Origin of the sequence: Brucella daejeonensis (assembly GCF_014199265.1) — a bacterium.
Taxonomy (GTDB): Bacteria; Pseudomonadota; Alphaproteobacteria; order Rhizobiales; family Rhizobiaceae; genus Brucella; species Brucella daejeonensis.
The window spans coordinates 21,155-42,436 of sequence record NZ_JACIJG010000014.1; the positions used below are offsets into that span (position 1 = coordinate 21,155).

Below are 21,282 nucleotides of genomic sequence, written 5' to 3' on the forward strand. Positions count from 1 at the left end.
GTCGTAAAAGCAAGATGCTGCTCTTTCCGATCAGGGATCTTCAGCGCCGCTCGGGTAATAGCCCATATGAATGGCGAGTACATGCATGCTTTGGTCTTATAGGCTGGTGAGGCCTGCATCGTCTCGCGCGTGTCTCACATCGGAAGAAGCGTTGAAATGATTGAAATCAAAGCCGGAAAGCAAAGGCAGGTCAATTCGTGCGGCGATATCAATCCTGCGTGATCGATCGGCTGCGATGTGAGAGCAGGCCGGTTATCCTTGGCTCTTGGGGGCATTCCTCGCGCGCGGCCTTGTGCACCCATCTGTCGGTACGCCAGTTGCATAACGTATATTATGGAACTATTCTGTGCGCCAGACCGGCTATCGACGTCGTGCGATATAAAGATGGCCAGGAACCGGCTGCCCTTGTTCGCTTCGAACGGTAATGTTCTCGCAGCGCAGGCAATCCATTCCATGGGCGTCCAGAGTAGCCCGCACATAGGATTGCGCATGAGCGAAGCGCTGATAGTCGCCAACGATGAATGCGCGGCCCGCGAGCCGTGAATCGTCCAGTGTTTCGCTTGAGAAGCCGAAATAGCCGCCGGGTTCAAGATGGTTGGCAACGCCGGCAAAGAATTTGTCCAGTTCGCCCATATAAGGCAGCACGTCGGTTGCTACGATGAGATCCCAGGCCGCTTCCTCGGTCGTTTCAAGGAAGCGAACGGCTTCTCCGACGAACAGCGCCTGATAGTCGCCTTTTTCAAAAGCCACCTCGATCATGTTCTCGGAAATGTCGACGCCGGTCTTGTGTTCGGCCATGTCATCGAGGGCATCGGCCGACAGACCCGTGCCGCAGCCCAGATCGAGCATACGCTGCGCGAGAAAATCGCCATCCATTTCGATGAGCATTTCACGCAATTGCAGCGGAACATCGTAGCCTAGCTGATCGACGAGAATCGTATCGAACATTTCGGCGTGCTGGTCGAAAAGCGTCGCGACATAGGCGTCGGGCGCCTTCAGAGGCACCGCGCCGCGCCCCATGCTGGCCAGCCGCACGGCGGCGCCACCATGATCGTCAGGATCAAGCTTCAGAACTTCCTCATAAGCCTTTGCAGCAGCATCGAAATCGCCGGATTTTTCCAGCGCCAGCGCGCGATCGTAGGCTTCCGCAAGGGCTTCCTGATCGAAATCCTGTTTGCCTGTTTCAGCCATGGATAGGCCTTTCTTCTGTCAGTGCGCGCTTTGCTGAAGAGCTTCCTGCGGTTCTCGAAAACAAGGGCAGGGAAGCTCCCTGCCCGTTCCTACGCTTATCCTGAAAATCCCGCAAGCGTCTGTTCGTGAATGAAAAATGCCGGTCTATTCCGCTGCGGCGGTTGCGTGGCTTTTCTTTCCGCCGTGGGAAAGCCTGCGTGCGATCACGGCGCAGGCCATCTGGCAGGTGCTGCCTCAACGCAAGGCAGCACCTATCGGCTCACTCGTAGCCGTTCGGGTTTTTCGATTGCCAGTGCCACATATCCTGGCACATTTCCCGAAGGTTCTTTTCAGCCGACCAATCCAGAAAATCGCGGGCGAAAGCGGGGTCGGCATAGCATTCCGCGACATCGCCGGGGCGGCGCGGCGCGATCTCGTATTTGATTTCGCGATTCGATACGTGTTCGAAAGCCTTCACGACGTCCAGCACGCTGTAGCCCTGCCCCGTGCCGAGATTGACCGAGAAGCATTGCGGCGTGTCGAGCTTCTTGAGTGCCTTCAGGTGTCCGGCTGCAAGGTCCACCACATGGATGTAGTCGCGCACACCCGTGCCGTCCGGCGTGGCATAGTCGTCGCCCCAGACGTTCAGCTTCTCGCGGCGACCGGTCGCCACCTGCGCGATAATCGGCATCAGATTGTTCGGGATACCTTTCGGATCCTCGCCGATGAGACCGCTCTCATGAGCGCCTACCGGGTTGAAATAGCGCAGAATGGCGATCTTCCAACTATTGTCGCCATTATAGATGTCGCGAAGCATATCCTCGATGACCAGCTTCGTGCGGCCATAGGGATTGGTCGCGGAAAGCGGCTGGTCCTCGGTGATGGGCAATTTCTGCGGATCGCCGTAAACGGTGGCCGAGGAACTGAAAACGAGCGTCTTGACGCCGGTGGCCTCCATCGCCTGCAACAGACGCAGCGTGCCGACGACGTTGCAGTCGTAATAAAGCATCGGCTTTTCGCTTGATTCTCCGACCGCCTTCAGTCCGGCGAAGTGAATGACCGCGGTACATTTGTGATGAGTGATCACCTGTTCCAGAAACGCGCGGTCACGAATGTCGCCCGCCTCGCGGCGCGGTGCGCGTCCGGTTATCTTCTCGATGCGGTGCAGGGCTTCCGGGTGGCTGTTGTCGAAATTATCGACCACAACGACGTCATGGCCAGCCTCGATGAGCTGAACACAGGTGTGGGAGCCGATATAGCCGGCGCCGCCAGTCACAAGAATTGTCATCGTTTACGTATCCGCTTGTTGAACATGCCGCCCCGATATGCGATCCCGGGCCGACTATGCAAAATCGGCAACGGACTTCAAGTCATCCGGCGCGATTCTCCTGAATTGACTGACACGGTATAGACAAGTTTGGTGGAGCGAAGATGAAACCGTCCCGCAATATCGATCGCCTGCTGGAAATCATGGCCGCGCTGCGCACCCCGGAAACCGGTTGTCCATGGGACGTGGAGCAAACCTTCCAGACGATCATGCCCTATACGCTTGAGGAAACCTATGAAGTCCTCGATGCCATCGAGCGCAACGATATGGACGACTTGCGTGAGGAGCTTGGCGATCTTCTGTTGCAGGTTGTGTTCCATGCGCGCATGGCCGAGGAACAGGGCAGCTTCGCTTTCGGCGATGTGGTTGAAGCCATCACGCGCAAGATGATCCGGCGGCATCCGCATGTCTTTGGCGATGCGGAAGCGAGAAGCGCCGGGATGGCCAAGGGCTCGTGGAACCGCATCAAGGCGGAGGAAAAAGCCGAACGCGTCGAACGGCGCGCGAAGCTTGGGCTGGAAACCACCGAGAATAATGGCTTTCTGGACGATATTCCGCAGGCCTTCCCTGCCCTTCTGCGTGCGCTGAAGCTTCAGCAAAAGGCGGCAAAGGTCGGTTTCGACTGGTCAGAAGCCGCACCTATCCTCGACAAGATCGCGGAAGAGACTGCCGAACTGAAAGAAGCGATGGCCGCGCAGGATCGCGCCAATATCGAGGAAGAATATGGCGACCTGCTCTTTGCCATGGTCAATCTCGGCCGTCATCTCGATGTCGATGCCGAAACCGCACTTCTCTCGGCCAACGAGAAATTCCGGCGGCGATTCCATTTCATCGAAAAGACGCTAAACGAGACGGGAAGCGGTCTTGATGCCGCAGCGCTCGACGAAATGGAAGCGATCTGGAGCGAAGCCAAGAAAAAAGGGCTGTAAGCCAACCCTTGAAGGAAGTGTCCTTGCCGGAAATGCCTTACGTCTCACCGTCCCATTTCGGCCGAAACATCTGGTAGACGCTTTCCGTCGTTGCGTAGTCCATATAACCGAGCCTCGCGACCGGTTTGGCTTTCGAGATGTCGACGAGACCATCGGTCAGAACCTGCTCGTCGATATGCACGCCGACAACCTCGCCAATTACCATGTAACTGTCGGTGGGCCTGCCTTCCTTGTCCTGGAGGCGCTTGATCTCAACCGCCACGCATTCCAGTGCTGCGTAAGCTTCCTTCACCCTTGGCGCAGCTATGAGCCTCGATGGCGCTCTCGTCAGGTTCGCATAGTCGAATTCGTTCACGCCGCGCGGTGCGTTCACGGATGACGCATTCATCTGGAGCTTCAGGTTCTCGCTCACGAGATTGGCGGTAAACTCGCCGGTTTCCTCGATGAAGGTAACGCTATCCTTCACCCCGGACGACGAAAACATGACCATGGGCGGCGTATCGCAGATCGCGTTGAAGAACGAGTAAGGCGCGAGATTGACCGCGCCTTCCTTCGACCGCGTGCCGATCCATCCGATGGGGCGCGGCGCGACGATTGCCTTGAACGGATTATGGGGCAGCGTGTGCCCTTCCCTCGGTTCGTAAAACATATGCATATCCGTCTGTTAGATGATGCTGTTAAAGTTGATCCTAAGCGCTTTCCCATGGGCCGGAATATTCGGAAACGATCTTTTCCATGTCGGCTCTTGGGCGTTCGGGCATCTTGTTCCGCGATGTTCCAATGTGGACGAATCCGGCGACGCGTTCGTTGGGCGCAAGCCCGAGAAAGGCGCGCGCGGGAGCGTCGTCCGCATACCAGTTCGTGATCCAGTTGGTGGCGTATCCCATCGCGTTGGCGGAGATGCAAAGGTTCATCGCCACCGCACCGGCGGAGAGGAACTGTTCCCACTCGGGAATACGCTCATGCGCGACGGGCGACGAAATTACGCCAATAACGAGTGGTGCCCGCGAAAACCGGGTCTGTTCCTTTTCCTTGCGTCCCTCCGGGAGCGGTCCTTCCAGCTCTTCCGCGCGTTCAGCCAGATATTCGCCGACTTTCAGGCGGGCATCGCCGCGATAAAGGATGAAGCGCCAGGGCGTCAGGCGTCCGTGGTCGGGCACACGCGCTGCAATTTTCAGGAGAGCGGCCAACTCTTCGCCTTCGGGAGCATGTCCGGCGATGGCGGAAATCGGGGTGGAACTGCGCTGTGCCAGAAAATCGACCACTGGATGCGTCACAGGGAACCTCGTCGCTTGATATTACATATTACCAGTTCTGCCCCACAAATTCGGGAGCCGCCCCTTCTCGCCCGATGCATTCTGGCTGTAAAGTCAAAACTCCGAAATTGACCGGTGATTTCGGAAATCATTCCATGGGGTTGATTCTGCCCGACCGTGCGCAGGCAGTAAAGTAACGGGACGGCGTGTCGCGCAAAAACCGGCTTCAATTGGCGGAAGTTCGATAAATACGGAGGGTCAGAGCGATTTGGCCTTGAATTCGCCACCCGCATAGGCTCAAAAATGCAGCATGTCGGATCGCTTCAACCTGCCCTGCCCAAAGAGAAAACCCGTCTCGCACAGTCGTTTGTTCGCCATGGCGGCAGCCATTGTCTGGAGCGCCGTGCCGTCAATGGCGCAAGGGATCGATCCGCAGTCAGGCTTTCCCCAATTGCAGGGCACGACGAGCGGCTTGCCCGACCTGCCGCAGCCGTCGCTCGACCTGCCGACGCTGAACACTTACGCCTCGCCGTCGAGTCCCGAGAATAATCCGCTTGTCCAGACGCGTGAACTCGACCTGAAGGCGCGTCTTGCGGATGACGGCGGCAATATCCCAACCGGGCTGGTCTGGCGTGTCTTCGCGCCCGATGTCGGTCCTGACGGGCAACTGCCGCTCATTGCAAGCGCACAGGGCGGAAGCGCGGTATTCAACCTCCCGGAAGGCAGCTATCTGGTTCATGTGGCCTATGGGCGCGCAGGCGCTACCAAGCGCATCACAATCGGCAATGCCACGCGCCATGAAGTGATGACGCTCGATGCGGGCGGGATGAAGCTGAGTGCCATCCTGCCGGATGGCGGCAAGATCAACAACGATCTGCTGCGTTTTTCCATCTATACGGATGAAGACAATAGCGACCGCTCGCTCATCGTTCCCGATGTCAAGCCGAATACGGTCATCCGCCTCAATAGCGGTACTTACCATGTCGTTTCCAATTACGGCACGGCCAACGCCATCATCCGCGCTGATATCCGCGTGGAAGCCGGAAAACTCACCGAAGCGACGGTGCAGCATCGCGCCGCCGAAGTGACACTGAAGCTCGTGCGCGAGCGCGGCGGCGAAGCCCTTGCCGACACGTCCTGGTCGATCCTGAACGCTTCCGGCGATATGGTGCGCGAGAGTGTCGGCGCTTATTCGTCCATGGTGCTGATCGAAGGCGACTATGTTGCCGTCGCCAAGAACAAGGACCGCATCTATCAGCGGGATTTCAAGGTTTCGTCGGGCGAGAATGAAGAAGTCGAAGTCGTCGCCAATGGCGAATCCGAGACTGTCGAAGACAGCATGGATTGATCCGTTATCCACGACACATAAAGGCCGCGCAGTGCGCGGCCTTTATTTTTATCATCCACCATTCTTGAGCCGAAGGAGATCGGGCGGGGTCGCCTCGTCCACCAGCCGTGCAATGGCCTCATCGAGCGTCATGGATTCCTGATCGCGCGAGCCCAGACGGCGCATGTTGACGGTCTTCTCTTCCGCTTCGCGCTTGCCGCAGACAAGGATGACCGGAACCTTCTGTAGCGAATGTTCGCGGACCTTGTAGTTGATCTTCTCGTTGCGCAGGTCAGTGGCGACCTGAAGACCAGCCGCCTTCAGCTTCGCTGCCGCTTCGGCCGCATATTCGTCGGCATCGGAGGTGATCGTTGCGACGACAACCTGTACCGGAGCGAACCAGAGCGGCATGTGTCCGGCGAAGTTTTCGATCAGGATGCCGAGGAAACGTTCCATCGAACCGCAGATGGCGCGATGGATCATCACCGGCTGGCGCTTTTCCGAATCCTTGTCGATATAGAAGGCGCCGAAGCGCTCCGGCAGGTTGAAGTCGACCTGCGTGGTGCCGCACTGCCATTCACGGCCGATGGCGTCCTTCAGCGTGTATTCGAACTTTGGCCCGTAGAAAGCGCCCTCGCCCGGCAAAATGCCGGTCTTGATGTTGTTCGACTGCTGCTGGATCTGCTCCAGAACACCCGTCATCACGCTTTCGGCGCGGTCCCACAGATCGTCCGAACCGACACGCTTTTCCGGGCGGGTCGAGAGCTTGATGGTGATCTCTTCGAAGCCAAAATCCTTGTAGACCGACAGGATGAGATCGTTGATGCGCAGGCATTCCGCCGCCATCTGCTCTTCCGTGCAGAAAATATGCGCATCGTCCTGCGTGAAGCCGCGCACGCGCATGAGGCCATGCAATGCGCCCGATGGCTCGTAACGATGAACATTGCCAAATTCAGCGAGCTTGATCGGCAGGTCGCGATAGGATTTCAGACCATGCTTGAAAATCATCACATGGCCGGGGCAGTTCATGGGCTTTAGCGCAAACACGCGGTCGTCGTCGGTTTCATCGCCGGCAACGGTCACCTTGAACATATTGTCGCGATACCAGCCCCAGTGCCCCGAGGTTTCCCAGAGCGACTTGTCGAGCACCTGTGGTGCGTTGACTTCCTGATAGCCGTGGCTGTCGAGGCGGCGGCGCATGTAGCTGACGAGGTTCTGGAACATCTTCCAGCCCTTGGCGTGCCAGAACACGACGCCCGGCCCTTCTTCCTGGAAATGGAACAGGTCCATTTCGCGGCCGAGGCGGCGGTGATCGCGCTTTTCGGCTTCTTCAAGCATATGAAGATAGGCCTGAAGATCGTTGTCATTGGCAAAAGCGGTGCCGTAGATGCGGGTCAGCATCGGATTGTTGGCATCGCCGCGCCAGTAGGCGCCGGCAACCTTCATCAGCTTGAACGAATTGCCGATCTGGCCGGTGGAGGCCATATGCGGCCCGCGGCAGAGGTCGAACCAGTCGCCCTGATAATAAATCTTGAGGTCCTGCCCGGCGGGAATCGCATCCACAAGTTCGACCTTGTAGCTCTCGCCCTTGTCGGCAAAGACCTGCTTGGCCTTTTCACGCGACCAGATTTCCTTGCTGAAAGGCTTGTTGCGCTGGATGATCTCGCGCATCTTCTTCTCGATCACCGGCAGGTCATCGGGCGTGAACGGTTCGTTGCGGGCAAAGTCGTAATAGAAGCCGTTTTCGATCACCGGACCGATGGTGACCTGTGTGCCAGGAAAAAGCTCCTGCACGGCTTCGGCAAGCACGTGCGCCGTGTCGTGACGGATGAGTTCGAGCGCGCGCGGGTCTTCGCGGGTCAGAATCTCGATCTTGCCGGAAGTGCCGAGCGGATCTGAAAGATCGCGCACAACGCCGTCGACGGCGTAGGCTACGGCCTTTTTTGCAAGGGATTTGGAAATGGATTCCGCAAGGCCCGCGCCGGTCATCGACGCATCGTATTCACGTACAGAGCCATCGGGAAATTGCATGGAAACGGTATTCGACATTCTATTCGTCCTTATCCAGTCCCGCCAACGATTGCGGGTGGGTTCATGCGCATGAAAATGAAGTCTAGTGTGGTTTACGGATTTGAAGTTCCTGAACGTAGATGCCAAGCAAATGGCAGGAATTTCAAATCCACCATGCTGGCTTCTAATCCCTTTTACCTGGTCAGTAAAGCGCGACACACTGACCGTATCAGGAGCACCTGTACGCTTCTGGCCGATGCGAGATCAGTTCCTGATCGGGAGGCAGGCGATGTTCCGGCGCGTCATCTGCACGCAGGCTTTTTCCGCCGATTCCGAATCCCTGAATCCGGCAAAGCGAACGCGATAGACAGTACGCCGTTTTTTTGCCGGCGAAATTTCAGCTTTGAGACCGGGCGCGACCTTGGCCACGATCGGACGGTATTTCGCCTGTAATTGTTTGGCTCCGGCGAGCGTCGGCGTTGCGCCGAGCTGGATCGTCCAGACCGATGCGCTGGCGGCGGATGCGATCAGGAAGCCGCCATCGCCCTGTTCGATGCTGGAATCGTCGATCAGATCGGCAACCGCGTCCGTTTTCGGCCTGGCGGGTGCAAGTTTGTGCGCTGTAGGCTGCGTCATGGCGACAACCTGTTCGGAATTGTCAGCCTTTTCGGTGCTGAAGCGCGTCAGCAGCTTGGCCATCTGGTCGTCGCGCTGCCGCGCCGATCCGGCGCCAAGCACGACGCCGACGAGATGACGGTCGTTGATAATGGCGGAGGAAACGAGGTTATAGCCTGAAACGTCGGTGTACCCGGTCTTGATGCCATCCACGCCCTGATAGCGATACATCAAACTATTGTGGCCGTTCAGCACGCGGTTGCGGAACGTGAAGGAGCGCGTGGAAAAAAGCGCGTACTCATCGGGAAAATCGCGACGAAGGCTCATGCCGAGGATGGCCATGTCGCGCGCAGTGGTGAGCTGGGTGGCCTTTGCCGTTAGCCCCGACGGATTGACGAAGAAGGTGCTTTTCATGCCGATCTGACGCGCGCGCTGCGTCATTAGCCGACCAAATGCCGCCTCCGATCCGCCCAGATATTCGCCCATCACCGTTGCCGCATCGTTGGCGGACACCACGATCATGCCATAGATGGCGTCGTGTACCGTGATCGTTTCTCCCGGTTTCAGCCAAAGCTTCATGCGAACCTTGGAGGCGGCGTTCTTCGATATCGGCATTGCATCGTCCCAATGCAGCCTGCCGGTCTTGAGCGCTTCGAAAGCGAGGTAGAGCGTCATCATTTTCGCCAGCGAGGCGGGAGCGTGCTGGAGATGCGCGTCGTCCTGACCGAGCATCCGCCCGCTATCCGCATCGAAGACGACCCACGAGGTACTCGCCATCGACGCGGATGTACAAAGCACACTCGCACCGAGCGCCAGAGAGGCAATGAGACGCGAAAAACGGGACGATGATTTCAGCATGATAGCTCGCAGGAATATGAACGCCGAGGGGGACTTGCAGGCAAAATGCGGCCCGAAAAAGACCGCAACGCAGCCTTAGGGTCAGGACCTGTTAATTTGATGAAAATGGCACCTGAAATGACAAGAACTGCAAGGAAAGACGCGAAAAACGGGGTGGTTCCCCGGTTGAGCGGCTTGACGCAGCAGATCGCCAATTTTCGGCCTTGGCATTTCGGTGTCCGAAGGATGTGGTCCATCCGCCCGGCTACAGCGTCGAAAAGTCTCGAAAATGAACCACATTTCCTTCGCCTTTTCTCCTCGTATCCAAACGGATGGCCACACACCATTTCCACCAAATCAATAGGTCCTGACCCTTAAATTCCAATTCTCAATGAAACGTTGATATCCTTAATGAATTATAATCAGCTAACAAAAAACTGTCAGAAGTCACGGTTGGGTGACGAGCATCGCCAATAACGCCAGGGCAGAAACCATTTCATGTCGTCGGCCAGCCTTCGTGGCACCGGATCGAAGCCGTGCGTGCCGAAAGGTCCGCATCGCAAGACGCGAAAAAGCCCCATCCAGCCGCCACTCCATAGGCCGTGACGGGCAATCGCCTCATAGGCATATTCGGAGCAGGTCGGCAGATGCCGGCAGGAATTGCCGATAAGGGATGACAATGTAACCTGATAAAACCGGACGAGCGTCGTACCGATCAGCCGTCCCGGCGTCTTGCGCCAGGGATCGGTGAAATTCCGGCTGAAGCGTTTCGGCTGGCGCTTGCCCGCGTGATCCTTGCCGCAGGAACACATCAAGCGGCTTTCGCCTTTTCCTCTATCTGCCGGATGCAATCGACCACGGCATCGAAAGTGAGCAGCGTCGAGGCATGACGCGCCTTGTATTCGCGGACCGGTTCGAAATATTTGAGGTCTTCGAAACGGCCTTCCGGCGCGGGGCCGTCTTCCTTCAGCATCTTGTACATCGCTTCGCGGACAGCTTTCAGTTCGTCCGTGGTTGCGCCGACGATATTACGCGCCATGACCGACGACGATGCCTGACCGAGCGCGCAGGCTTTCACCTCATGCGCGAAATCCGTCACGATACCGTCAGCCAATTTGAGATAGACGGTGACAGTCGAGCCGCAGAGCTTGGAATGGACCTTAGCAACCGCATCTGGCTCGGAAAGGCGCCCGAGGCGCTCTATGTTTCCGGCAAATTCAAGGATACGTTTGTTATAAATATCGTCGATCATATGGGCGAACCTTCCGCTGCGCCGGAGAAAAACCAAATTTATATCCGACTGCGGTTTGAAGTTGCAATTTCCTATCTATATAATAGGCAAGTGGCGTCTGCGCTATGGGCAAGATTAGCACAGAACCAGGGGGCAGCCGCACGAAAACCTGTCCGGTGACCATAAGCCGCCGGATCAATACATCGCCCGCTCGTAAAGCGTATCGTTGTATTGTCCGTTTAACTCGTCTCCTCCCTGAAGGAGACTACTGGAGAATACTGATGGACGCGCGCATCCTCAAAGAAAATGACGAAACCGGCCTGTCCGCAAAGCAGCAGGCAAATATAACGCCCCTGCACGGTATGCCGACGCAGGCCGATGCCGAAGCTGCCGTACGCACGCTCCTGCTCTGGGCCGGTGACAATCCGGATCGCGAAGGCCTTCTGGAAACGCCGAAACGCGTTGCCAAGGCCTATAAGGAACTGTTCGCAGGCTACACCGAAAGCCCGGAAGAAGTTCTGGGTACGGTGTTCGAAGAAGTCGGCGGTTATAACGATCTCGTTCTCGTGAAGGACATTTCGTTCCACTCGCATTGCGAGCACCACATGGTGCCGATCATCGGCAAGGCACACGTGGCCTATCTGCCCGATGGCAAGGTGGTGGGGCTTTCCAAGATCGCGCGCGTTGTCGATATTTTCGCACGCCGCCTTCAGACGCAGGAAAGCATCACCGCCCAGATCGCCGACAGCATCCAGCGCATTCTGAAGCCTCGCGGCGTCGCCGTCATGATTGAGGCCGAGCATATGTGCATGGCCATGCGCGGCATCCGCAAGCAGGGTTCGACGACCATCACCACCACCTTTACCGGCGAAATGCAGGGTAATGTGGAGGAGCAGGTTCGTTTCATGACCCTTACCCGTAAATAAGCGGCATTAGGCAAGACAATGAGCTTTTTTCCTGCACAGCCTTCCGACAAGAAGGCGGTTGAAGAAGGCGCGGCATTCATGCCGCGCTTCGACGCGTCCGGTCTCATCACCGCCGTCGTCACCGACGCGCGCGACGGCGAATTGCTGATGGTCGCCCATATGAACGAGGAAGCATTGCGCCTGACCCTCGAAACCGGAATCGCCCATTACTGGTCGCGCTCGCGCAACACGCTCTGGAAGAAGGGCGAAACGTCGGGCAATCAGCAAAGCGTGATCGAACTGCGTACCGATTGCGATCAGGATGCGCTCTGGCTGAAGGTCCGCGTGGCGGGCGACGGCCCGACCTGCCATACTGGCCGCCGCTCCTGTTTCTATCGTCAGGTCATAACCGAAAACGGCGATATATCGCTGGCTATTCAAGGCACTTGCGATCACGAGCATTAAATTCGTTCAAAAGGATGTGATGGCGCGAATAGGGTTCGCGCCATCAATTTGCGGTATTTATTGTCTGCATATTTTTGTACTTGAGAAACACGCTTCAATTTTTTGTTTTCGAGCCGAAACGAAGGGGTGTCCATCGTGATGCTTGCATGGGGGTCGAAGCGGAAAGCCGCAACCGGCGATGCCGCGCCTTTGGCGGAAGAGATCGTTGAAACGCCCGAAATCGGTCGTGAGCCACACCGGATCGCGCTGGCGCTTGGCGGCGGGGCTGCGCGCGGATGGGCGCATATCGGCGTTCTGCGCGCCCTGGACGAAGCCAATATCGATATAGAGATGATCGCCGGAACCTCCATCGGCGCCCTCGTCGGCGGCTGTTATCTGGCTGGAAAGCTGGATGAACTGGAAGAGTTTGCCCGCAGCCTGACGCGGCGGCGCATGTTCAATCTCCTCGACATCACATTCCGCGGCAGCGGTCTGTTTGGCGGCATGAAGCTGGACAACCGCCTGCGCGAACATCTGGACGGGTTGCTCATCGAAGAGCTGGACCGGCCCTTTGTCGCGATCTGCACCGAGTTGCGCACCGGTCACGAAATCTGGCTCTCGTCGGGGCCGCTCGTCGATGCCATGCGTGCTTCATATGCCCTCCCCGGCGTTTTCGAGCCTGTACGCTGGCAGAATCGCGTTCTGGTGGATGGCGCTCTGGTCAATCCGGTGCCGGTATCCGTATGCCGCGCCTACGAGCAGCGCCTCGTTCTCGCGGTCAATCTGCATTATGACCAGTATGGACGTGCTGCGGTGATCAAACATGCGCAGTCGCGACAGGAAGGGCTGTCCGACAATTATCACGGCGAAAAAGAAGCTCGGCTCGGAATTACCGGCGTGATGATGGAAGCCTTCAACATCATTCAGGATCGTATTTCGCGCGCCCGCATGGCTGGCGATCCCCCGGACGTGTCACTGATGCCTATCGTGGGGCACATCGGGCTTGCCGACTTTCATCGCGCATCCGAAGCCATCGATGCCGGGTATACGGAAACGGTGAAGCGCATTGAAGATATCAAGCGCCTTCAGGGATTTACGGACTGATTTTGCAAGGGGTTTGGCGAATCTGGAGGAATCGGGATTCGCTTCTTTTGCTTCAGCGCGTCGGTTTGGGTGCCTGTTTCGGCAGGCCATCCTCATCGTGTGACATTTTTCCGGATTTTTTCTGAATTGCAGAAGCCTTTGAAAAAGCCCGGAAAATCGGGCTTTAGGCGAGTTCCACACTGTTTCAGTGCCAGCTTTTTCACATTCTTTTTCAAAAAGATTGCCGGAAGCTGCAGATGGGGCTTGTGCACCCCAAAGTGATTTGCTAAATGCCCACTCGCCGACGGAGTTCGGCTCCTACCACGGGCGGTCGTGGCGGAATTGGTAGACGCGCAGCGTTGAGGTCGCTGTGGGGCAACCCGTGGAAGTTCGAGTCTTCTCGACCGCACCATCTTCTCTCAAGAACATAGAAAATATATTTCCCCGCAAGGGGTTACAGTTGTTTCTTGATTAGAGAAATTCACTTCATATCGATGCATGACAAACAAAAACGCGCCCTTCGATGAAGAGCGCGTCTGGTCGATGGCGATATTTGGGTCAGTCTTTGCCCATTTCCGAAAGGATCGCATCGCCATGCTCGCCCAGTTTCGGGGAGCGTTTGTCGAGCTTCAGTTCGGCATTGGAGAAGCGGATGGGCGTGCGCAGGCCTGGAACCCCTTGCGGATCGATTTTCATCGCTCTCGCCTCGAATTGTGGGTCTGCAAACACATCGGCGACCGTGTTGATCGGGCCGGCCGGCACCCCGATTCCGGCAAGTTCGGCCAGAAGGTCGTCGCGCTTCCATTGGCGGGTGCGTTCTTCCAGAAGCGTTGTCAGTGCCGTGCGGTTGGCGACGCGCGCGGAATTGCTGGCGAATCTTTCATCAGTCGCAACTTCCCCGATGCTCAGCAGCGTCGTCAGCCTGGCGAACTGTCCGTCATTGCCGCAGGCGATGATGAAATAACCGTCTGCAACGGGAAGCGTCTGGTAAGGCGCGATATTGGGATGCGCATTGCCCATGCGCTTCGGCGAGACACCGGAGGCCAGGTAGTTCATGGCCTGATTGGCCAGAACAGCCGACATGCAGTCGAACAGCGCCATATCGATATGCTGGCCCGTGCCGGTGCGCTCGCGCATGATGAGCGCGGACTGAATGGCGATCACGCTATAAAGGCCGGTAAAAATATCGGCAAAGGCGACACCAATCTTCTGCGGTTCGCCATCCGGTTCGCCCGTCAGGTCCATGATGCCGCCCATGCCCTGGATCATGAAATCATAGCCCGCACGCTCGGCATAGGGACCGGTATGGCCGAAGCCGGTGATGGAACAGTAGATCAGGCGCGGATTGATGGCCTTCAGGCTTTCATAGTCGAGGCCATATTTGTCGAGGCCGCCAAGCTTGAAATTCTCGATCACCACATCGGCGTCAGCCACGAGGCGCCGTACCAGTGCCCGGCCCTCGTCGGTGCGGAAATCCGCCGTAATCGAGCGCTTGCCGCGATTGCAGGCGTGGAAATAGGCGGCGGACTGTTCGCCCTCCACATCGATGAATGGCGGCCCCCATTTGCGCGTATCGTCGCCTTCCGGGCTTTCGACCTTTATGACATCCGCGCCCAGATCGGAGAGCGTCTGCCCTACCCATGGCCCAGCCAGAATGCGCGCCAGTTCGACCACCTTGAGACCGTCAAGCGGTGTGTTCTGCATTTTCAGCAATCCCGTATGAATATGAAAAGGCCCGCCCGCGAACTGCGAACGGGCCCAGAATTGAAGGCTTTTTATGCGGCGATCAGAAGAATGCCTGAATGCCGGTCTGGGCGCGCCCGAGGATCAGCGCATGAACGTCATGCGTGCCTTCATAGGTGTTTACGGTTTCCAGATTCTGCGCGTGGCGCATGACGTGGTATTCGATCTGGATGCCGTTGCCGCCATGCATGTCGCGGGCCTGGCGCGCAATGTCGAGCGCCTTGCCGCAATTGTTGCGCTTGACGATCGAGATCATTTCCGGCGCCATCTTGTGTTCATCGAAAAGACGCCCGACGCGCAGAGATGCCTGAAGACCGAGCGCGATTTCCGTCTGCATGTCGGCCAGTTTCTTCTGGTAAAGCTGGGTGCCCGCGAGCGGCTTGTTGAACTGCTTGCGGTCCAGACCGTACTGACGGGCGCGGAACCAGCAATCCTCGGCGGCCCCCAGAACGCCCCAGGAAATGCCGTAGCGGGCGCGGTTGAGGCAACCGAACGGCCCCTTGAGGCCCGATACATTCGGCAGAAGTGCGTCTTCGGAAACTTCCACGCCATCCATGACGATTTCGCCGGTGATGGACGCGCGCAGCGAGAGCTTGCCGCCGATCTTCGGTGCGGAAAGGCCCTTCATACCCTTTTCAAGCACGAAGCCGCGAATGGCATTGTCATGCGCAGCCGACTTGGCCCAGACCACGAACACGTCGGCGATGGGAGCGTTGGAAATCCACATCTTGGAGCCGGTCAGGCGATAACCGCCGTCGATCTTTTCGGCGCGGGTCTTCATGCCTGCGGGGTCAGAACCGGCATCCGGCTCGGTGAGGCCGAAACAACCAATCAACTCGCCCGAAACGAGGCCCGGCAGATATTTCTTGCGCTGTTCGTCCGAACCATAGGCATAGATCGGATACATGACGAGCGAGGACTGCACGCTCATCATGGAGCGATAGCCGGAATCGACGCGTTCCACTTCACGCGCCACGAGACCGTAGGACACATAGCTGGCATTGGCCGCGCCATATTCTTCCGGCAGGGTGACGCCGAGCAGGCCAGATTGTCCCATCAGGCGGAACAGGTCCGGGTCGGTGGTTTCGTCGAGATAGGCTTTTTCCACGCGGGGCAGCAGCACATCGGTCGCGAAGGCCTGTGCCGAATCGCGGATCATGCGTTCGTCTTCGGTAAGCTGGTCATCCAGCAGAAACGGGTCTTCCCAGCTAAAAGCCGCACGTGACATCAGTGAATTCTCCTCAATGTGGGTTTGCACGGAATATGGACCGACAGAAAACCATGCGCAATCGACGTTTACTCATCGATCTATTCCGTTTAGTAATAAATAATGACTTCGATATCGCGCCGCCTGCTTCCATCCACAAGTGCGCTCGCCGCCTTCGACGCGGTGGCGCGACATGAGAGCTTTTCGGCCGCGGCCGAAGAGTTGTCGCTCACCCAGGGCGCGGTGAGCCGACAGATCGCCGGGCTGGAAGAACAGCTCGGCACGGCGCTTTTCGACCGCACGAGCCGTCACGTAGTGCTGTCCGATGCAGGACGCGCCTATCTCAAGGCAGTGGGTCCGGCGCTGTCATCGATCCGCGCTGCCTCGCTTCAGATCATGTCGCAGATGCGCGGGCGTACGCTCAACCTGGCATTCCTGCCGACATTCGGTACGCGCTGGCTCATCCCGCGCATACCGCGTTTCGTGGCGAGATATCCCGATATCATTCTCAACTTCGCGACGCGCATCGGGCAGTTCGATTTCGATCGCGAGGGTCTCGATGCGGCCATCCACATTGGCCAGCCGGACTGGCCGAATGCCGACTGCGTGTTTCTCATGGATGAAATCGTGGCTCCGGTCTGTAGCCCCGCCTTTCTGAAAGATCATCCGGTATCGGCGCCCGCCGATCTTCTGAAGCTGCCGCTGTTCAATATGGCATCGCGGCCCGGCGCGTGGGATTACTGGTTCCGCAGCCTCGACATCACCGTGCCCGTTCCGGGCGGGATGCGGTTCGAGCAGTTTTCCAATGTCTCGCAGGCCTGTATCGCGGGTCTCGGCGTCGCGTTGATGCCGCTTTTCCTGATCCGTTCGGAAATCGACAGCGGGCAATTGGTGGTGGCTTCTCCACACACGGTCAAAAGCCCCAGCAGCTATTATTTCGTCACGCCAAAGGCACGCACCAATTTACCGGCGGTGAACGCCTTTCGCGACTGGCTGCTGGGCGAAGTCACCCGGGAAAACGATCCTCACGCAATCGACCTGCTGGCGATCTCATAGGAACGCAGGCGCTTGCCATGATCATGGATCATGCCGGTAATCATCAGTTCGTCCGCGCCGGTGCTGGCGGCGAAGGCCTCGATGCCTTTCGCCACGGTGTCGGGACCGCCGACGACGCGGCATGACAACATCTGGCGAACAAGCGCCTGTGCTGCCGGATCGAGCTTTTCCATATAGCCATCGACAGGCGCAGGCAACTTGCCCGGACGACCAGTGCGCAGGTTCACGAAGGACTGCAATTGCGAGGTGAAGAGATAGTTGGCCTCTTCGTCCGTATCGGCGGCAATCACATTGAGTCCGAGCATGACATAGGGCTTTTGCAGATATTCGGACGGTTCGAAACGTTCACGGTAAAGCGCGACGGCGCGTTCCATTTCGGCAGGCGCGAAATGCGATGCGAAAGCGTAAGGCAGGCCCAGCATGGCAGCCAGTTGCGCGCCGAAAAGGCTGGACCCCAGAATCCACACCGGCACGTTCAACCCCTCGCCCGGTACGGCGCGCACGCGCTGGCCAGGTTCCGCCGGTTTGAAATAATTGAGCAGTTCCACCACGTCCTGCGGGAAGGCGTTGGCGTCGCTGTCGAGATTGCGGCGCAGCGCATGGGCCGTGATCTGGTCCGTGCCGGGCGCGCGACCGAGACCGAGATCTATGCGGCCGGGAAAGAGCGAGGCCAGCGTTCCGAACTGTTCGGCAATCACCAGAGGCGAATGATTCGGCAACATCACCCCGCCAGCACCGACGCGGATGGTCGATGTGCCATTCGCCACATAGCCGATAACCACCGATGTGGCGGCGCTGGCAATGCCCGGCATGTTGTGATGTTCGGCCAGCCAATAGCGATGAAAGCCGAGCTTTTCCGCCTGTTGCGCAAGTTCAAGTGTGTTGCGCAGGGATTGCGCAGCATCGCTGCCATCGGGAACGGGCGAAAGATCGAGAACGGACAAAGGTATCATGCTGACTCATATGGGGCTGGGCGACGCGGGTGCACCGCAACAAATAAAAAGGGCGACCTTAAAATAGGTCGCCCTTTTACGCTTTCAAAGCAAGTTTCAGTGATGTGGCGCCGGCACGGGTTCTCCACCCTCCTTGTGCGGCGCTGCGAACTCGCCTTCCACATCCTTCCTTGCGATGAAGGTGTAGAACATCGGCACCACGAACAGCGTGAACATCGTACCGATCACGATACCGGTGAAAATCACCAGCCCCATCGAGTAACGGGCCGCCGCGCCGGCGCCGGTGGCGGTGATCAGCGGGACAACGCCGAGCGCCATGGCCGCCGTGGTCATCAGGATTGGACGCAGGCGCGTTTCGGCTGCGACAACGATTGCATCGCGGCGCGAAAGACCGTGCAGACGGCGCTGCTGATTGGCGAATTCCACCATCAGAATGCCGTGCTTGGTAATCAGCCCGACAAGCGTGATGAGGCCGACCTGCGTATAGATATTGAGCGTGCCAAGGCCGATATTGAGCGGCACGATGGCACCGAAGATCGACAGCGGCACCGACATCATGATGATGAAGGGATCGCGGAAGCTTTCGAACTGCGCCGCCAGCACCAGATAGATCACGATGACGGCAAGCCCGAAGGCGATCAGGATCGTGTTGCCCTGCTCCACTTCGAGACGCGACTGACCGGAATAATCCAGGAAGAAGCCTTCCGGCATCTTGGATTGGGTCAGGTCCACGAGGGTTTGCAGCCCCTGCCCGGTCGTGACGCCCGGCAGCGGCAGTGCCGAAATCGTGGCCGAGTTCAGCTGGTTGAACTGTTCGATGGCGGCAGGCGATGCGTTCTGGTTGATCGAAATAACCGAGGACAGCGGGATCATTGAGCCGGAGACGCTGCGGACATAGAAATCGCCCAGCTTTTCCGGGTTCGAGCGATAGGCATCCGGCACCTGCGTGATGATGTCGTAGCTGTTGGAATCGCGGTCGAACTTGGCAATCGATGCGCCGCCGGTCAGAAGACCGAGCGTCGAGCCGATATCGCTCACCTGTACGCCAAGCGACGCGGCGCGGTCACGGTCGATCGTGATCGTGGTCTGCGGCGCGTTGAAGGAGAGCGAGTTCTGCACGATAATGTACTGGCCCGAAGCCTGCGCCTCGTTCTTGATTTCCTCGGCAAGCTCGAACACCTGATCAGCCGGGCCGGTCGATTGCAGGGCAATCGAGATCGGCAGACCGCCGCCCGTGCCCGGCAGGGATGGAGGCGCGAAGATGAACGCTTGCACGCCCGCGACCTTGGAAATACGCGCGGTCAGGTCTTCCTGAATCTGCTTTTGCGAACGCGCGCGGTCGTTCCAGTCATTCAATACCCACAATGCGATACCCGACGTCGTGCCGCCGTCCATGCCGACGATCTGGAAGCGGGTCTTCAGTTCGGGAAGATCCTTGGTCAGTTCGTCGATCTGCTCGGCGTAGAGGTTCGTATAGGCGGAGGTCGCATATTGCGGCGCCTGGAACATCGAGAACAGCGCGCCGGAATCTTCTTCAGGCGCCAGTTCGCTCGACGTGTTCATGAACAGGAAGCCGGTCAGCCCCATCAGCGCCACCACGATCATCAGCGTGATCCCGCGATAATCGAGCGAGTTGAACACACGGCGATGATACCACTTCTCGAAACGCGAGAAGGTGCTGTCGATGAACTTCTGGAACCGGGTCTGGTCGCCATGCTTGAGCATACGCGCGCACATCATCGGCGAAATCGTCAGTGCCGCGACGCCTGAGATGATGACGGCGCCCGCCAGCGTGAAGGCGAATTCGCGGAACAGCGAACCGGTCAGCCCGCCGGTAAAGCCGAGCGGGGCGAACACAGCCGCCAGCGTGATCGTCATGGCGATGATCGAGCCGGTGATTTCCTTCATGCCCTTGAACGCGGCATCCATGGGCCTGAGGCCCTCCTCGATATGCCGGTGGATATTCTCAAGCACCACGATGGCGTCGTCCACCACAAGGCCGATGGCGAGCACCATGGCGAGCAGGGACAGGAGATTGATCGAGAAACCCAGCACATAGAGGAAGAAGCACACGCCGATCAGCGAGATCGGGATCGTGACGATGGGAATGAGCACCGACCGGAACGAGCCGAGGAAGACGATGATGACGAGGATAACGATTGCCACCGCCTCGCCGATGGTGGTGAACACTTCCTCGATCGATGAGCTGATCTGCTCGGTCGCATCATAGACGAGCACCAGCTTCATGCCTTCCGGCAGCGAAGCCTGAATCGAAGGCAGTTCCTTGCGCAACGCGCTCGCCATGTCGATGGGATTTGCCGATGGCGTCGGATAGACGCCAAGGAAGGTGCCCGCAGAGCCGTTGAACGACACGATGGTGTCCGTGCTTTCGGCGGCAAGTTCCACCTTGGCCACATCACGCAGGCGCACGATCTGATCGCCGGAGGTTTTGATCGGCATCGCACCGAAGGCTTCCGGCGTCTGCAAGGTCGATTTCAGCGTGATGGCCGAGGCCACATATTCGTTCTTGGTCGTGCCGGGGGCGGAAAGGAAGTTCGACGCATTGATGGCTGCGAGAACTTCCGGCGCGGTGATCTGGCGCGCGGCGAGCTGGATCGGATCGAGCCAGACGCGCATCGAATAGACCTGACCGCCCAGGATTTCAGCCTTTGCCACGCCCTGAATGGTGGACATGCGCGGCTGGATGACACGTTCCAGATATTCGGTGATCTGCTCACTGGTCATGTTCGGGTTCTGCGCCGCCAGATACATGGTGGCGAAGCTTTGCCCCGTTCCCTTCACGATGACCGGATCGTCGGATTCGTCCGGCAGGTTGCCGCGCACCTGATTGACCTTCGCAATGACTTCGGTCAGCGCGGCATCGGGGTTCGCGCCAAGCTTCATCTGCACGGTCACAGTGCTCGATGACGGACGGCTGGAAGATGTCACGTAGTCGATGTTTTCGGTGGTGGCGACCGCTTCCGAGATGGGAGCGGTGATGAAGCCCTGAATGAGATCGGCACTCGCGCCCGCATAGGCCGTCGTGACGGTGATGACGGTCTCGTCGACCTTCGGATATTCACGCACGGTCAGCTGCGCGATGCCCTGAAAGCCCAGCAGGATGATCATGAGAGCTACCACCGTGGCAAGCACGGGGCGCCGGATGAAAATATCGGAGAAACTCATCTT

The 21,282-nt window shown here is 58.2% G+C and carries 18 protein-coding genes and 1 tRNA gene; 7 read left to right on the forward strand and 12 right to left on the reverse strand.

Annotated elements, in window-relative coordinates; translation table 11 throughout:
- Positions 1-360: 360 nt before the first annotated feature.
- A complete protein-coding gene (locus FHS76_RS16515; RefSeq protein ID WP_183655191.1) occupies positions 361-1,191 on the reverse strand; it encodes a class I SAM-dependent DNA methyltransferase in 831 nt (276 codons plus the stop codon).
- A gap of 259 nt (positions 1,192-1,450) precedes the next feature.
- The gene (galE, locus tag FHS76_RS16520) at positions 1,451-2,458 is read right to left on the reverse strand and encodes a UDP-glucose 4-epimerase GalE (protein ID WP_183655194.1); all 1,008 of its coding nucleotides are present in this window, start codon (positions 2,456-2,458) and stop codon (positions 1,451-1,453) included.
- A 143-nt stretch (positions 2,459-2,601) separates the two neighbouring features.
- Here galE and mazG point away from each other — a divergent pair, with 143 nt between their 5' ends.
- Positions 2,602-3,426: a nucleoside triphosphate pyrophosphohydrolase gene (gene mazG, locus FHS76_RS16525; protein WP_183655197.1), complete on the forward strand. Its 825-nt coding sequence runs from the start codon at positions 2,602-2,604 to the stop codon at positions 3,424-3,426.
- Between the two features lie 37 nt (positions 3,427-3,463).
- Here the strand turns inward: mazG and FHS76_RS16530 are convergent, their stop codons facing one another.
- Together FHS76_RS16530 and FHS76_RS16535 are read right to left on the reverse strand one after the other, a co-directional pair.
- The gene (locus FHS76_RS16530; RefSeq protein WP_183655200.1) at positions 3,464-4,075 is read right to left on the reverse strand and encodes a flavin reductase family protein; all 612 of its coding nucleotides are present in this window, start codon (positions 4,073-4,075) and stop codon (positions 3,464-3,466) included.
- Between the two features lie 40 nt (positions 4,076-4,115).
- Positions 4,116-4,703, reverse strand: coding sequence for a nitroreductase family protein (locus FHS76_RS16535; RefSeq protein ID WP_183655203.1), 588 nt, complete (start codon positions 4,701-4,703; stop codon positions 4,116-4,118).
- A gap of 355 nt (positions 4,704-5,058) precedes the next feature.
- On the opposite strand from FHS76_RS16535, the gene FHS76_RS16540 reads away from it, so the two are divergent.
- A complete protein-coding gene (locus FHS76_RS16540; RefSeq protein ID WP_374828636.1) occupies positions 5,059-6,030 on the forward strand; it encodes a hypothetical protein in 972 nt (323 codons plus the stop codon).
- Positions 6,031-6,081: 51 nt separating this feature from the next.
- Here FHS76_RS16540 and thrS read toward each other — a convergent pair whose 3' ends face one another.
- From thrS to FHS76_RS16560, 4 genes are all read right to left on the reverse strand, one after another.
- A complete protein-coding gene (gene thrS, locus FHS76_RS16545) occupies positions 6,082-8,058 on the reverse strand; it encodes a threonine--tRNA ligase (RefSeq protein WP_183655209.1) in 1,977 nt (658 codons plus the stop codon).
- Positions 8,059-8,283: 225 nt separating this feature from the next.
- The gene (locus tag FHS76_RS16550) at positions 8,284-9,492 is read right to left on the reverse strand and encodes a D-alanyl-D-alanine carboxypeptidase family protein (RefSeq protein WP_183655213.1); all 1,209 of its coding nucleotides are present in this window, start codon (positions 9,490-9,492) and stop codon (positions 8,284-8,286) included.
- A gap of 419 nt (positions 9,493-9,911) precedes the next feature.
- Positions 9,912-10,283: a membrane protein insertion efficiency factor YidD gene (yidD, locus tag FHS76_RS16555; RefSeq protein ID WP_183655414.1), complete on the reverse strand. Its 372-nt coding sequence runs from the start codon at positions 10,281-10,283 to the stop codon at positions 9,912-9,914.
- Positions 10,283-10,723 (reverse strand): iron-sulfur cluster assembly scaffold protein, encoded by a 441-nt coding sequence (locus tag FHS76_RS16560; protein ID WP_183655217.1) that lies wholly within the window; start codon positions 10,721-10,723, stop codon positions 10,283-10,285. The genes yidD and FHS76_RS16560 overlap by 1 nt, the downstream gene beginning before the upstream one ends.
- A gap of 260 nt (positions 10,724-10,983) precedes the next feature.
- Here FHS76_RS16560 and folE point away from each other — a divergent pair, with 260 nt between their 5' ends.
- The 4 genes from folE to FHS76_RS16580 all read left to right on the forward strand — a co-directional run bounded on the left by folE (position 10,984) and on the right by FHS76_RS16580 (position 13,546).
- Positions 10,984-11,628 (forward strand): GTP cyclohydrolase I FolE, encoded by a 645-nt coding sequence (gene folE, locus FHS76_RS16565; RefSeq protein ID WP_183655223.1) that lies wholly within the window; start codon positions 10,984-10,986, stop codon positions 11,626-11,628.
- Between the two features lie 18 nt (positions 11,629-11,646).
- On the forward strand, positions 11,647-12,072 hold the full coding sequence (gene hisI / locus FHS76_RS16570) for a phosphoribosyl-AMP cyclohydrolase (protein ID WP_183655226.1): 426 nt from the start codon (positions 11,647-11,649) through the stop codon (positions 12,070-12,072).
- A 135-nt stretch (positions 12,073-12,207) separates the two neighbouring features.
- The gene (locus FHS76_RS16575; protein ID WP_183655229.1) at positions 12,208-13,155 is read left to right on the forward strand and encodes a patatin family protein; all 948 of its coding nucleotides are present in this window, start codon (positions 12,208-12,210) and stop codon (positions 13,153-13,155) included.
- A 306-nt stretch (positions 13,156-13,461) separates the two neighbouring features.
- Positions 13,462-13,546 (forward strand) — tRNA-Leu (locus FHS76_RS16580).
- A gap of 146 nt (positions 13,547-13,692) precedes the next feature.
- Here the strand turns inward: FHS76_RS16580 and FHS76_RS16585 are convergent.
- Both FHS76_RS16585 and FHS76_RS16590 read right to left on the reverse strand, forming a co-directional pair.
- On the reverse strand, positions 13,693-14,838 hold the full coding sequence (locus tag FHS76_RS16585; protein ID WP_183655232.1) for a CaiB/BaiF CoA transferase family protein: 1,146 nt from the start codon (positions 14,836-14,838) through the stop codon (positions 13,693-13,695).
- An 82-nt stretch (positions 14,839-14,920) separates the two neighbouring features.
- Positions 14,921-16,105, reverse strand: coding sequence for an acyl-CoA dehydrogenase (locus FHS76_RS16590; RefSeq protein ID WP_183655235.1), 1,185 nt, complete (start codon positions 16,103-16,105; stop codon positions 14,921-14,923).
- Positions 16,106-16,207: 102 nt separating this feature from the next.
- Between FHS76_RS16590 and FHS76_RS16595 the strand changes: the two genes are divergently transcribed.
- Complete coding sequence (locus FHS76_RS16595; RefSeq protein WP_183655238.1) at positions 16,208-17,140, forward strand: LysR family transcriptional regulator; 933 nt, start codon at positions 16,208-16,210, stop codon at positions 17,138-17,140.
- On the opposite strand, the gene FHS76_RS16600 is transcribed toward FHS76_RS16595, so the two are convergent.
- Together FHS76_RS16600 and FHS76_RS16605 are read right to left on the reverse strand one after the other, a co-directional pair.
- The gene (locus FHS76_RS16600) at positions 17,110-18,093 is read right to left on the reverse strand and encodes an LLM class flavin-dependent oxidoreductase (RefSeq protein ID WP_183655241.1); all 984 of its coding nucleotides are present in this window, start codon (positions 18,091-18,093) and stop codon (positions 17,110-17,112) included. The genes FHS76_RS16595 and FHS76_RS16600 overlap by 31 nt on opposite strands.
- A gap of 96 nt (positions 18,094-18,189) precedes the next feature.
- Positions 18,190-21,279: an efflux RND transporter permease subunit gene (locus FHS76_RS16605; RefSeq protein ID WP_183655244.1), complete on the reverse strand. Its 3,090-nt coding sequence runs from the start codon at positions 21,277-21,279 to the stop codon at positions 18,190-18,192.
- Positions 21,280-21,282: the final 3 nt, after the last annotated feature.